The 12,916-nt window shown below is 48.0% G+C and carries 13 protein-coding genes; all 13 read right to left on the reverse strand.

Annotation, left to right across the window (positions count from 1 at the left end; translation table 11 throughout):
* Nucleotide 1: 1 nt before the first annotated feature.
* The 13 genes from ACM1ND_RS15885 to aroB all read right to left on the reverse strand — a co-directional run bounded on the left by ACM1ND_RS15885 (nucleotide 2) and on the right by aroB (nucleotide 12,916).
* Nucleotides 2–604, reverse strand: a complete 603-nt coding sequence (locus tag ACM1ND_RS15885; protein WP_068941607.1) for a histidine phosphatase family protein — start codon at nucleotides 602–604, stop codon at nucleotides 2–4.
* 68 nt (nucleotides 605–672) lie between these two features.
* Nucleotides 673–1,299: a hypothetical protein gene (locus tag ACM1ND_RS15890; RefSeq protein WP_023989156.1), complete on the reverse strand. Its 627-nt coding sequence runs from the start codon at nucleotides 1,297–1,299 to the stop codon at nucleotides 673–675.
* The gene (locus tag ACM1ND_RS15895; protein WP_179086207.1) at nucleotides 1,296–1,892 is read right to left on the reverse strand and encodes an RNA polymerase sigma factor; all 597 of its coding nucleotides are present in this window, start codon (nucleotides 1,890–1,892) and stop codon (nucleotides 1,296–1,298) included. Before ACM1ND_RS15895 ends, ACM1ND_RS15890 begins: the two co-directional genes overlap by 4 nt.
* A gap of 810 nt (nucleotides 1,893–2,702) precedes the next feature.
* Nucleotides 2,703–3,791, reverse strand: coding sequence for a prephenate dehydrogenase (locus ACM1ND_RS15900; RefSeq protein WP_418026294.1), 1,089 nt, complete (start codon nucleotides 3,789–3,791; stop codon nucleotides 2,703–2,705).
* A 26-nt stretch (nucleotides 3,792–3,817) separates the two neighbouring features.
* Complete coding sequence (hisC, locus tag ACM1ND_RS15905) at nucleotides 3,818–4,921, reverse strand: histidinol-phosphate transaminase (protein ID WP_023989160.1); 1,104 nt, start codon at nucleotides 4,919–4,921, stop codon at nucleotides 3,818–3,820.
* Nucleotides 4,922–4,978: 57 nt separating this feature from the next.
* A complete protein-coding gene (gene trpA, locus ACM1ND_RS15910) occupies nucleotides 4,979–5,785 on the reverse strand; it encodes a tryptophan synthase subunit alpha (protein WP_023989161.1) in 807 nt (268 codons plus the stop codon).
* Nucleotides 5,782–6,978: a tryptophan synthase subunit beta gene (gene trpB / locus ACM1ND_RS15915; protein WP_418026295.1), complete on the reverse strand. Its 1,197-nt coding sequence runs from the start codon at nucleotides 6,976–6,978 to the stop codon at nucleotides 5,782–5,784. Before trpB ends, trpA begins: the two co-directional genes overlap by 4 nt.
* Nucleotides 6,975–7,646, reverse strand: a complete 672-nt coding sequence (locus ACM1ND_RS15920) for a phosphoribosylanthranilate isomerase (protein WP_418026296.1) — start codon at nucleotides 7,644–7,646, stop codon at nucleotides 6,975–6,977. The genes trpB and ACM1ND_RS15920 overlap by 4 nt, the downstream gene beginning before the upstream one ends.
* Nucleotides 7,643–8,437 (reverse strand): indole-3-glycerol phosphate synthase TrpC, encoded by a 795-nt coding sequence (gene trpC / locus ACM1ND_RS15925; protein WP_028540641.1) that lies wholly within the window; start codon nucleotides 8,435–8,437, stop codon nucleotides 7,643–7,645. The genes ACM1ND_RS15920 and trpC overlap by 4 nt, the downstream gene beginning before the upstream one ends.
* Nucleotides 8,427–9,473, reverse strand: a complete 1,047-nt coding sequence (gene trpD / locus ACM1ND_RS15930; protein ID WP_028540640.1) for an anthranilate phosphoribosyltransferase — start codon at nucleotides 9,471–9,473, stop codon at nucleotides 8,427–8,429. The genes trpC and trpD overlap by 11 nt, the downstream gene beginning before the upstream one ends.
* Nucleotides 9,474–9,507: 34 nt before the next feature.
* Entirely contained in the window at nucleotides 9,508–11,058 is a 1,551-nt protein-coding gene (gene trpE / locus ACM1ND_RS15935; RefSeq protein ID WP_053325671.1) for an anthranilate synthase component I, read from the reverse strand.
* A 386-nt stretch (nucleotides 11,059–11,444) separates the two neighbouring features.
* Nucleotides 11,445–11,819 (reverse strand): chorismate mutase, encoded by a 375-nt coding sequence (aroH, locus tag ACM1ND_RS15940; RefSeq protein WP_013310718.1) that lies wholly within the window; start codon nucleotides 11,817–11,819, stop codon nucleotides 11,445–11,447.
* Between the two features lie 2 nt (nucleotides 11,820–11,821).
* On the reverse strand, nucleotides 11,822–12,916 hold the full coding sequence (aroB, locus tag ACM1ND_RS15945; protein ID WP_023989167.1) for a 3-dehydroquinate synthase: 1,095 nt from the start codon (nucleotides 12,914–12,916) through the stop codon (nucleotides 11,822–11,824).

The raw sequence follows: 12,916 nt of genomic DNA on the forward strand, positions 1-12,916 counted from the left end.
ACTAACTTTTTGAGTTACAGTCACTTTTCTCTTGCAAATGCTTCGTGCAATTATACAAAAGTGGTGCCCAATCCATATCCTCACGCTGGAGTACGCTAAGTGACAAATTGCCGATTCGTTCCGTGAATTTTTCCTGATACAGTGCCTTATACAAATTAGCCAAAAAACCGCCGTGGGAAACGACCAGCAGATTCTTGTCCCGATTTTCCGTCCAAATGGCCTCCATAAAAGCTAGCCCACGAAGCTGAAGATCCGCATCGCTTTCCTGCCCTAGATCCAGCAGATGCCAGTCGACTCCCCACTTCTCTTCACGCTCGGCCTGTGTCATGCCCTCGACCTGACCATAAGCACGTTCTCTTAGTCGATCATCAGGCTCTAACAACGGGAGATGCAGAGCAGAAGCAATAATCTCCCCAGTCTCTTTCGCTCTGGAGAGACTACTTGTAATAAGCCCGTCCCAATGATAAGGCTCTTCCTTTAATCGTTCTGCTAGCAGGCGTGCCTGTCTGCGCCCTTCCTCATTCAACGGAATATCACTGTGGCCCTGGATTTTCCCTACCGCGTTCCAATCCGTCAATCCATGTCTGATCAAGCCAATAAGCATCGTGTCGTTTCCTCCGCTGTTTTGTTATTCAGTCATTATTATGAATTCATATTGGACCAGCTGTCCTGCTAATTTCTGACCCTTCTCGCCCGATGGATCCAGCCCAGAGAAAATAAAGCAAGCGCAAGTGCCAATACAGACAACAGCATCCAGTATTGCGGATAAGTAGGAACAATGCTAGCAACCAGCGGGTCCATAATGCCACTATTCACATCTTTAATGTGGTATTGATATTGTGGAGATGTACTTGTAGTTTCCAACAGGCCTGTCGGTAAAATACCAGTGTCCATGACAGGAGCTGCTTGAGGGGGATTTTCCTGAGAGGAGCTTCCATTCCAGTTCAAAAACAAAAAGCTGCATAAAAATACGGCCAAGAAGCCGGCGATCCATACAGACATATACTTACGGGCTGCTGGGTTCACACGCGCACGTCGATGCTCGCCCGGAACAAGCCACGGTGATTCTTCATAAATTCGATCCATGACCCTGCGATTCATTGCCTCTAGCTTATCATCTGTTATTTCAAAGGAAATATCACGAATGGCGGATCGATTTTCTTTTGACAAATCCAACTCTTTTTCTTCCGAACCATGCTCCCACCCAGCAGACGAGCTTTTGGCCCGTCTGCGCTCCGAGTCTTGTTTCGATACATTTTTGCCTGTAGCGAACAAATCCTCAGTGTCCCTGGATTTCATTGGCTGCTCATCCCTTCGTTTTCCTCATAGAGAGGCTCAAAAAAATAAGGCTCCAACTGCGTCTTCACACTGGTTCTTGCCCGGAAAAGCAATGACTTCACCGCACTGACCGTCTGTCCTAAAATAGTCGCAATCTCCTGATAATCTAATTGCTCATATTCACGCAAAATCAGCGCAGATCGCTGCTTCTCAGGCAATTTATTGATCGCTTCACGAACCATCTCTACCTTCTCACCGCGAAGGACGGCCTGCTCCGGAATTACATCCGATGGAGCTACCGGTACATAACCGCTCTCCTCCAATGGAACCTGACCGCTACGGTGCTTGCGAAGCTCACTTAGCACCGTATTGCGTGCAATTGTATATAACCAAGTGGAGAACGATGCGTCTACCTCGCGAAAAGAGTGCAGGCTCCGATACGCTTTATAAAACGTCTCTGAGCATAAGTCCTCAGCAATCATTTCCAGGTTCGAACTTTTCAGCATATGATAAACAAAAGCTAAAATTTTACGTTGGTGCCGCCTCATTAATTCTGAATAAACCTCAACATTACCTTGTTTGATTTCCTGAATCATCTGGGAATCTGTCATCATCCGAGTGAGACCCTCCTCGCCCATACATGTGCTGTTTTCCCGTTCGATTCTTTCTATATATACCGAACAGGTCAAAAAAAGTTGCGCACTCTGCGCAAATGGATGAAACAGCATCATGGAACATTTGTTATTTTCTTACCCTATGTAGTGCCAACATTAACGGTGCTATCCCCAACAATATTCAACATCCAAAATGGACTTACCCATTGTACCACAAAATGACCGCCAGTAAAAAAGTCCAAAATCCCCACGATTTCCATCAATGCCTCCCTAACGCTGGCAACTAATTCATTTATACAGCTTTTCAATGGATTTTAAATTTTTTCAAGATTAAATGACTAACCGATTGAAAGTGTTCTATTCAAATGCACCAATAAGGATAAATACACAAAAAGAAAACGCTTTAAAAAATTATTGACAAAATGAAAACGTATACATATAATAAAAGTACAGTATGGTTTCTCTCCACTCCTATCCTACTCAGCTACTTCACTAAAAGTAGCTACCACCCGGGGCTTTACCCGGGTGGTCTTTTTTTTATTCAAAAAAAGGAGCTTTAAAAAAAAGCGGACGAAGAAACCTTCGTCCGCTCTAAATCTTTTCTACTACTTCACTCCCAGAAAGTGCGTGTTGCTTTTAAGGCGGTCAGTAGCGCAGAGGTTCATTTGAATCTGGAGAAGCGGAGCGTTCGCCTTTGCCACCGGATTTTCCCATTAAAGAATCTGATCGAAAAAAATCCGGCGGCAACAGCGATCGTAAGATTAAATGAATCGCGAAGCGGCCTCCTTAACGAACATCTCACTTTCCTTCCTATACCACCACTTTATAGCCCATCGAATCCAGCAGAGTCTTAGCACGCTCCCAATCCTGCTCTTGACGGAAGGAAAGCCGCATGATGCCTGGGACATCCTCCCGGCTTTCAATGATTTGCATATTGCTCAGATTAATGCTGTGATTACCGAGTTCCATAGCAATTCGCCCGATAATCCCTGGGGTATCCGGTACATCAATATACAGATCAAACGTGGAGACGATGACTCCTTTGCGACGCTCTGGCAGTTCACTGCGGAAGTGCCCAGCTGTCAAAAACTCGTCAGCTATTCCCTCACCGTCTTGTATTCTCAGTAAATGGGTAAAACGCTCAATCTGTCCGTTCCATTCTTCCAACAGACCTAGTAAAACTTCACGATTGCTCAGTAAGATGTCCCGCCACACAACCGGATCACTAGAGGCTATCCGTGTAATATCACGGAACCCACCGGCAGCCAATGTACGGTACAACGGATTTTCATCATTGTGCTTTCGCACCTGATTCACCAGCGCCGCTGCAATAATGTGCGGAAGATGGCTAATCGCGCCGACAATGTCATCGTGCATATCAGGTTGGACACGCACAACATGAGCACTAGTATATTTTAACAAACGTTCCAGTGAACTGTATGCTTCCTCTGGCACACCCTCTGCCGGGGAAAGCACATAATATGCGTTTTCAAACAGCAACGCGGAAGCAGCCTTTACACCGGAACGCTCTGAACCGGCCATTGGATGACCACCGATAAAGTAAGCGTTGCGCAAAGAAATTTCTGATGCTTTCTTGGCAATTGCCGATTTCGTGCTGCCTACATCAGTGATAATACAACCCGCTTTAAGCGGTAACTTGCTTAACAGTTCGAGATAATGCTCCAGTAAGCCCACAGGTACGCATAAAAAAATAAAATCGGCATCCGCTGCCGCTTCTTCAACCGAGAGAGTCGCGGTGTCCACGACACCACGGCTTAACATCGGTTCCATCAGTTCTGGGAGATGAGCATGGCCGACAACAGTAATATCTGGCTTCCCTTTAAAACAAAGTGCGAGGGACCCACCAATCAGTCCCACGCCGAAAATGGCAATCTTCATCAATTATCAAATCCCATCTGCGGAAATTATAGGCGTACTTTCGCCGCTTCCGCCCCCAGGACCTGTTCCAGCGCACGAATAAACAACTCATTTTGCGGCTGTGATCCAACCGACACCCTAATATATGTCGGATATTTGTGATGACCTGCGCGAATAATCACACCTTTACGAAGCAACTCCTGGAATACTTCACCGGATGGACGACGTACATCCAGCATAATAAAATTACCATGTGCCGGGAAAGACTCCAGTCCCAGACGCTTCAGCTCATTTTGCAAATAAGCTCTGCCCTCTGCATTACGATCCCGGCATTCTTGAACAAATTCCTGATCTTCCAAGGCAGCAATGGCCGCAGCCTGTGCTACCCGTGATGTATTAAACGGTTCACGAACCTGATTTATCAAGCGAATGATTGACTCAGCTCCCATACCATAACCAATGCGCAGCGAAGCAAGCCCATAGATTTTGGAGAAGGTGCGTAGTACAACCAGGTTTTCATACGCTGGCAACAAACGAATGCCGTCGGGATACGAGCGATCCGTCACAAACTCGGCGTAGGCTTCATCCAGTACAACCATGATATGCTTTGGTACTTGGTCCAAAAACGCAATCAGCTCTGCTTCGGGTACAATCGTGCCCGTCGGGTTATTTGGATTACAGATCCAAATAATTTTCGTACGGTCATTGATGTGGGACAGCATAGCATCCAGATCATGTACACCGTCACGCAAAGGCACCTCAACTGCAACCGCTCCCTCAATTTCTACGTTACTTTTGTATACGGAAAATGTCTGATCGGCCATAATGCTTTCTTCCCCGGGAAGGAGAAAAGCACGCGTAATCAACGCAATTATTTCGTCAGATCCGCAGCCATAGATAAACTGTTCCTCTTTTAAACCCGTCCGTTTAGCTAGTGCCTGTGTCAAAGCTACGGCACTTCCGTCAGGATATACACTAATGTTAGCAAACTCCTGCTGAATGGCCTGCAACACTTTGGGAGAGCTACCATACGGATTCTCGTTCGAGGCGAGCTTGATGACTTCATCGAGTCCCAGCTCACGTTTTACGTCTTCAATCGGTTTACCGGGCTGATATACTGGCAAATGTACAATATGCGGTTTAGGTTGCATGCCCCTACCTCCTCTATCCAATCAGAACATATTTATTACTTTCTATTTTGACAGCCATTACTGCTTTAATTGTGCCACAAAATTATGAATTTGCAAAAGACCTTCTTGCCTGCGCGCAGAATCATTCAGCAATGGAATGGCTTCTTCCACCTGACGTACAATAGCACTGCCGACCACAACTCCATCGCAAATGTTTGAAAACCGGGCTACCTGCTCTTGAGTAGAGATCCCAAAGCCGACCGCTACCGGAATATCCGTATGCCGTTTGACCTGCGCGATAAAGCCCTCTATACCTTCAAAAAAGGAAGCTCTTTCCCCGGTTACACCCAGCGAGGATACACAGTATACAAATCCTCGGGCCTGACGGACAATTCGCTCGATCCGCTGTTCAGAAGTTGGAGCCACCAGAGGAATCAGATGCACACCCACCTCTGCTGCCCGTCCTCCCAGCTCCTCCGCTTCCTCAAGCGGAAGGTCCGGAATAATCAGACCACTGATACCGTGCTCCTGCAAGCCTGCGAAGAAAGCATCCATACCCATCTGTAATACAGGGTTATAATACGTGAACAGAATAAAAGGCAGGCTTGAACCTGCCGCCCTAGCCAGAGAAGCTGTCTCCATGCACGTGCGGATGGAAATTTGCCGTTTCAGTGCACGCTCAGACGCGCGCTGAATTACAGGACCGTCAGCCAGCGGGTCGGAATAGGGTACACCCAGTTCCAATATGTCAGCTCCGGCCGACTCTAACTGCCGAATGATCTCTATTGTAGTATCCACATCCGGGTCACCTACCGTCAGAAAAGGAATTAATGCCGTTTTGCCTTCATTTTTAAGGCGACCAAACGCCTGATCAATTAAATTCATAACGGATTTCCTCCCAAATACTTGATAATGGAGTCCACATCTTTATCCCCGCGTCCAGACAAACAAATGACGATAATATCATCTGCCGTCAACGTAGGTGCCAGCTTGACGACCTGTGCAACTGCATGTGCCGACTCTAATGCAGGAAGTATTCCTTCGGTACGGCAGAGAAGCTGAAGCGCATCCAGCGCTTCCTGATCGGTAATCGGAACATACTTGGCCCGCTCAATATCTTTCAGGTATGAATGCTCCGGTCCAACACCTGGATAATCCAGTCCAGCCGAGATGGAATGCGCAGGCTGCACTTGTCCGTACTCATCCTGAAGCAGATAACTCATAGAGCCTTGGAAGACCCCTTGTGTTCCCTTGGTCATCGTAGCTGCATGGAATTCCGTTTCGACACCTTTTCCAGCGGCCTCCACGCCAATCAAAGCGACACCCTGATCCTCAATAAAAGGATAAAACATGCCAATGGCATTGCTTCCGCCACCGATCGCTGCCACGATGACATCCGGAAGTCTGCCTTCCTTCTCTAGGATCTGGCGACGTGTTTCATCACCAATCACACGTTGGAAGTCCCGCACCATCATCGGATACGGATGCGGACCGACAGCTGAACCCAAAATATAGAACGTATCATGGACATGGCTGACCCAGTAACGCAAAGCTTCATTCCCAGCATCCTTAAGTGTACGTGTACCCGATGTCACCGGAATGACCTCTGCACCCAAAAGCTGCATCCGAAAGACGTTCAGCTGCTGGCGCACAGTATCCTCTTCGCCCATAAACACCTTGCATTCCAATCCGAGCAACGCAGCCACAGTCGCTGTCGCGACACCATGCTGTCCTGCGCCTGTCTCAGCAATGACCTTCTGTTTACCCATACGCTTCGCCAACAAACCCTGAGCTAATGCATTATTGATTTTGTGGGCACCGGTATGATTTAAATCTTCGCGCTTCAAGTAAATTTTAGCCCCGCCCAAATGCTGACTCAGACGCTCCGCATGATAAAGTGGCGTTTCCCGACCAGAATAGTCCTTTAGGAGCCCGTTCAACTCTGCTTTAAACTCGGGATCATCCGCGTACTTACGGTAGGATTCCTCCAATTCAATCAGTGCGTTCATCAACGTTTCCGGTACAAAACGTCCTCCAAATGTTCCAAAACGTCCGTTGTTATCAGGTAATTGTGTCATGCCTGCTTCACCCTTTCTACGAATGCTGTGATTTTTGCAATGTCCTTGACTCCGTTCGTCTCTACACCGCTGGATATATCCAGCCCATCGGGATGATACTCATGAACTAGCTTTTCCGCATTATCGGCAGTCAGCCCGCCGGCTACAAACAAAGGAATTCCATGTTGATGAGTCCAAGCCTGATAGGCAGGAATTCGATCCCACGCAAACGTTTTTCCGGAGCCGCCACCATACAGGGGATCGTATGTATCCAGCAGTAAAGCGTCAATTGCCCCGACATAGGCATCCAATTCGTCCGCCGAGCGTTCTAGCTGTCCTTGACTGTCCGCAGACCATGCCTTGAATACCTGTATACCAAAACGCTCCCTGATCTCCCGACAGCGCTGCGGACTTTCCTGCCCATGCAGCTGTATGACATCCAAGGGTGCTTTCTCCATCACATCATTTAACAGTGCATCACCAGGGTTCACAAATACACCCACGCTGCGCGGTCTGCTGCCTGAGGTCCATTCATCCAATACGCGAAGCAGCTCTCCAGCCTGTACGCCGTCAATCCGGCGCTTGCTGTCGGCAAACACAAAACCTATATAATCGACCGGTAAGTTTACCATAGATTTTAGCACTTCAACGCTTTGAAGTCCACAAATTTTTATGCCCGTTTTGTTCATGCTTTAACCCCGTCCATCAATTCGGCTACAGCCTGTCCTACATCTTCCTTGCGCATCAGATGCTCCCCGACCAGGATACCGTGTGCACCTACCGAATACAGATACTTAACATCTTCCGGTCCCGCAATTCCGCTCTCACTGATGAACGTAATCCCTTTAGGAATTAGTGAGATCAGCTCCTCTGTCGTCTGGAGACGAGTCTCGAATGTCCGCAGATTTCGGTTATTTACACCAATCAAGGTTGCTGTCCCCAGCTCCAGCACCGCTTTAAGCTCCTCGCTGTCATGCACCTCTACCAATGCGTCCAGCCCGAGGTCCTTGGCGATCTGTAAAAAGGACCCTAATACACGCGGTTCCAGGATAGCGGCAATCAACAGCACCGCATCCGCTCCCAGCAGACGAGCTTCATATATTTGCCGTTCATCAATGATAAAATCCTTTCGCAGCAGCGGAATCTTCACCTGATCGCGAATTTGCTGTAAATATTTAGGGCTCCCCTGAAAATACGTCACATCTGTCAGTACAGAAATGCAATCCGCTCCTGCTCCCTCATATGCACGTGCAATGTCCACAGGATGGAAATCCGGTCGAATCAACCCTTTGGATGGGGAAGCCTTCTTCACCTCAGCAATCAGTCCGAGCGGACGGTTGCGTCCGCTCGCGATCGCATTTTCGAATCCTCTCGTCGCAGGTAAATCAGCAATTAATCGTTCAGCTTCACTTATTTGAAAATGCTTCTTAAGCTGCTCCACTTCTTGTCGCTTCGTCACCACAATTTTATCAAGATACATATTGATATTCCCCCGTTGCCTGTATTAATTGATCCAGCTTGGAGAGTGCCAGTCCCGAGTCAATGGCTTCTGCCGCTCGTGCTACTCCGTCCGTCAAGGTGTCTGCTGCCCCTGATACATAAATGCACGCTCCTGCATTCGCTAGCACAACATCCCGATAAGCTCCATGCTCTCCGTTCAAAATTCGTCGTATGATATCTGCGTTAACCTGTGCGTCGCCACCCAGCACCTGATCGAGAGAATGCGTCTGCAAGCCCAGATCCGACGGATGAAGCTCGAACGTGTGAACCTTGCCGTCCTTCAACTCGGATACTCGTGTCGCAGCTGAAATACTAATTTCATCTAGCCCATCCAGACTACTGACAACCATGGCCCGTTTGGAGCCGAGCTGGTTCAATACCTCGGCAATGACTTCCGTTTTGTTGGCGTCATAAATGCCCAACAGCTGCCGATCCGCACCAGCCGGATTCGTCAATGGACCAAGCATATTAAATACCGTCCGTACACCCAGCTCGCGACGCGGCGCGGCGGCATGCTTCATAGACGGATGATACAGCTGCGCGAATAAAAAGCAGATGCCGATTCGGTCCAGACAAGACCTAGCCTGATCACTCGTCAAATGAATGTTGACTCCCAATGCCTCCAGGACATCAGCGCTCCCAGCACGGCCACTTGCAGAACGATTGCCATGCTTTGCTACCCGCACTGACACCGAAGCTGCGATGATCGCGGATATCGTGGAAATATTAAACTTGTGAATACCCGAACCTCCAGTGCCACATGTGTCCAGCAAACGACCACTACCTTCTTCAGCTTGCACTGGACTAGCGTAGCTACGCATAGCCTCGGCAAAACCAGTGATTTCATCTACCGTTTCCCCTTTGAGGCGAAGAGCCGTCAGCAGCCCGCCAATTTGCGCCTGTGTAGCACTTCCACTCATAATCTGTTCCATTACGCTACGGGCCTCCGTACGCGAAAGATGCTGTCCCTCAATGATCCGGCTTAACCCCACTTGCATCATGTCATGTCGTTCCATTGTCGTCTCCTCCTCAAAATCAGATTTTTGTGTGTTACGGAGTGTACAAATAATCCTGGTTGATGACGCTGTTATAGGGCTGTGTTGTTGCCGGAAACATCACTTCTGCCGTGCGGATTGCCTTCAGCAATGCCTTTGCCTTGTTCACCGTCTCCTGATACTCGCTTTCCGGAACCGAGTCCCACACAATTCCAGCGCCTGCCTGGACATAGGCCCGGTTCTTTTTAAACACAATCGTGCGAATCGTAATGCAAGCGTCCATATTGCCCGAGAAGCCCAAATATCCAATCGCCCCTGCATAGGGTCCGCGTGCTTCCCGCTCCAACTCAGCAATAATCTCCATGGCCCGTAGCTTCGGAGCCCCCGATACAGTGCCAGCTGGCAGACAAGACAGGAAGGCATCGAAGAAATCTTTGTCCTCACGTAGCTCACCCGACACATTGGAAACAATGTGCATGACATGGGAATAGCGTTCAATTTCCATAAACGTATCGCATTTGACTGTGCCAAACTGTGATACACGGCCCAAATCATTTCTTCCCAAATCGACCAGCATCAGATGTTCTGCACGCTCTTTTTCATCGTTTAACAGTTCTTCAGCAAGTGCCGCATCTTCTGTCTCCGTTACCCCACGCGGTCTCGTTCCTGCAATAGGACGGGTTTCTACCTGGCCGTTTTCTACCTTGACGAGTGCCTCAGGCGAGGTACCTACGATGATCTCGTCATCCATTTTCAAATAATACATATATGGCGACGGGTTCATCGTGCGCAGCACACGGTATACCTGTAAAGGAGAGGCCTCTGTATCAATGTGAAAACGCTGGGATAGTACAACCTGAAAAATATCACCGGAGCGGATATACTCCTTTGCCTGCTCTACGTTTGATATAAATTGTTCCTTCGTCATATTGGATTGGATCTCACCTAGTTCCACATCATCAGGAATGGAAGCCGATCCTAATCGCTCAGGCGGGGTCTGCTTGCGCAGATACTGCGCCGTTTCCTCCAACCTGCGTTCCACATCAGCATAAGCAGCACGAATGTCCTCATCGCGAAACCCTTCGCCTATATGAACATTGCCGACCAGCAAAATTTGCTGTTTCACATGATCAAAGACAATTACTTGATCGCAGAACATAAAACGAATATCATCCATATTCAAATCATCTACCGAATGCTCTGGCAGCTTTTCATAGTATTGAAGCAAGTCATATCCAAAAAATCCGATAGCCCCCCCTGTAAATGGAGGCATTTCTTTCAGTTTCGGACTACGGTATTTACGAAGCAATGCTTTGAGCGCTTCAATCGGCTTGTCGTTTAATATTTGCCGTTTACCGTGTTGCTCCAATATCAAACGTCCTTTTTTACCCGAGACCATTAGGAACGGGTCTGTACCGATGAATGAATGTCGCGCCCACTGTTCGCCTCCCTCTACACTCTCTAGCAGAAAGGCACGGTCCCGCTCGGCATACCGACGGAAAATCCGAATCGGCGTCTCCATATCAGCCAGCACTTTTTTGTACACAGGAATCAGGTTAAATTCACTCGCCATCGTTATCACTTGCTCCACATGCGGCGTTAACATGAGATCACTTCCTTTCCAAATTGGCGCAGAACCAAAGGAGAGAATATAAAAAAGCCTCTACCGATAAGGTAGAGGCTGTCAGTTATCGAAATTATAAGAATGCTCCATATGTAAAATGACTACAGCAAATAGATAAGTATACACTCATCCCTTTTGTATAACCGCACAGGTTGCCTCAAATAAGCTTCTCTGTAGAAGAATATCTCTTCATAGACAAAAGCTTACCCGCTACCGCCGATCTCTGTAATCTCATATGGAATTGGCTAAGGCTGCACTCTTCTCATCTCAACTCTGTCTCTGGCTAACTCTACTCTACTTAACTCTGCTACACACACTATATCTCATGGGATGTTACTTTGGCAACCATCAACTTTAAAAACGGGCACTTATTTCCCTTGGGAAGCCAGATCCGGTCTTAACGCCTGTGCTCCGTTCAAATATACATGTTTAATTTCACGCTGGGATTTATCGGTGTTTACCTGTACCATCAAACGAATGCACTTGGGTAAACTGCCTGCCACAGGAATTTCTAATGCACACATGAGCGGAACCATATCCCAGCCATCAAGCTGACGAATGGCCTTGGCTGGAAAGGCAGTATCCAGGTCATGGGTCACCGTAATCCATACGTTACTAATATCCTCCGGCTGAATTTCATTGTAGGATACAATTTCCTCCAGTAGTTGGCATGTTGCTTCCAAAATTTCGTTTTCTTCATTATTCACTACGGTCGTCGCGCCACGAATTCCCCGATTGTACATCGTTACGCCCCCTCTTTTAACTGTTCAATAACTCGTCGGATGTAAGAGACGGAAATATCCTTCACAACCTCCACGTGCCCGATGCTACGTGGGACGACAAAAGTAATGCTGCCTTCTTTGAACTTTTTGTCATGCATCATCGCGTCCAGCAGCCGATCTGTATCGAGATGTGACGGAAGGGAGGTCGGTAGCCGTAGCGAAGACAACATATCCTTCGTTTCATCTACCAAAGAAGGATCTGCCCCCAGCTTCACGCCCAAAAGTGCGGAGCCGACCATACCAATAGAAATGGCTTCTCCGTGTAAAAACTCACCATATCCCGCAATGGCTTCAATCGCATGACCAATCGTATGACCTAGGTTTAGAATAGCGCGTAAATCATTTTCTCGTTCATCGCGCGACACCACTTCGGCTTTTACGGAACATCCCTTTTCCAGACCGTACTCCAGAGCTGTCGCATCCAGCGCAAGCAAATCAGTCGCATGGTCACGGCACCACTGGGCGAAATCAGCATCCCAGATCAAACCATGCTTGATCATTTCAGCAAGCCCGGCAGATACCTCACGAGGAGGTAAGGTAGACAACGTATCTACGTCATATAACACAAGTTCCGGTTGATGGAAGGCTCCTATCATATTCTTCGCCAAAGGATGGTTGATGCCGACCTTACCGCCCACGCTACTATCATGGGCAAGGATCGTAGTGGGGATCTGTACAAACTTGACACCTCTCATATAAGAAGCTGCCACAAATCCAGCCAAATCACCCACCACACCACCACCAAGTGCAATAACGGCTGAATTACGATCCAAACCGCCCTCAATGGCTGCTGTTATGACCTGCTCAAATACAGCAAGCGACTTGGAGGTTTCACCTGGCTTAACGACAAAGGACACTGTCTTGTAGCCAGATGCCTGAAGATTGCTCTCCAATGTTGCCAAGTAGAATCCCGCTACATTTTCGTCAGAAACAATCAACAACGGGCTTTTTTGCGCAATTCCTCGTTCCTTCAACAACTCTCCGGCTCGATGTAACAGCCCTCGTCCGATATGAATAGGATAAGAACGTTCGCCAAGTTGTACCGTCAGCGTACTCAT

It is taken from the genome of Paenibacillus sp. JJ1722 (assembly GCF_048282685.1).
GTDB classification, from domain to species: domain Bacteria; phylum Bacillota; class Bacilli; order Paenibacillales; family Paenibacillaceae; genus Paenibacillus; species Paenibacillus polymyxa_B.

Coding starts and splice junctions, on each gene's coding strand:
- ACM1ND_RS15885 (WP_068941607.1), bottom strand. CDS start 604: ATGCTTATTGGCTTGATCAGACATGGATTGACGGATTGGAACGCGGTA.
- ACM1ND_RS15890 (WP_023989156.1), bottom strand. CDS start 1,299: ATGAAATCCAGGGACACTGAGGATTTGTTCGCTACAGGCAAAAATGTA.
- ACM1ND_RS15895 (WP_179086207.1), bottom strand. CDS start 1,892: ATGATGACAGATTCCCAGATGATTCAGGAAATCAAACAAGGTAATGTT.
- ACM1ND_RS15900 (WP_418026294.1), bottom strand. CDS start 3,791: ATGAAGATTGCCATTTTCGGCGTGGGACTGATTGGTGGGTCCCTCGCA.
- hisC (WP_023989160.1), bottom strand. CDS start 4,921: ATGCAACCTAAACCGCATATTGTACATTTGCCAGTATATCAGCCCGGT.
- trpA (WP_023989161.1), bottom strand. CDS start 5,785: ATGAATTTAATTGATCAGGCGTTTGGTCGCCTTAAAAATGAAGGCAAA.
- trpB (WP_418026295.1), bottom strand. CDS start 6,978: ATGACACAATTACCTGATAACAACGGACGTTTTGGAACATTTGGAGGA.
- ACM1ND_RS15920 (WP_418026296.1), bottom strand. CDS start 7,646: ATGAACAAAACGGGCATAAAAATTTGTGGACTTCAAAGCGTTGAAGTG.
- trpC (WP_028540641.1), bottom strand. CDS start 8,437: ATGTATCTTGATAAAATTGTGGTGACGAAGCGACAAGAAGTGGAGCAG.
- trpD (WP_028540640.1), bottom strand. CDS start 9,473: ATGGAACGACATGACATGATGCAAGTGGGGTTAAGCCGGATCATTGAG.
- trpE (WP_053325671.1), bottom strand. CDS start 11,058: ATGTTAACGCCGCATGTGGAGCAAGTGATAACGATGGCGAGTGAATTT.
- aroH (WP_013310718.1), bottom strand. CDS start 11,819: ATGTACAATCGGGGAATTCGTGGCGCGACGACCGTAGTGAATAATGAA.
- aroB (WP_023989167.1), bottom strand. CDS start 12,916: ATGAGTACGCTGACGGTACAACTTGGCGAACGTTCTTATCCTATTCAT.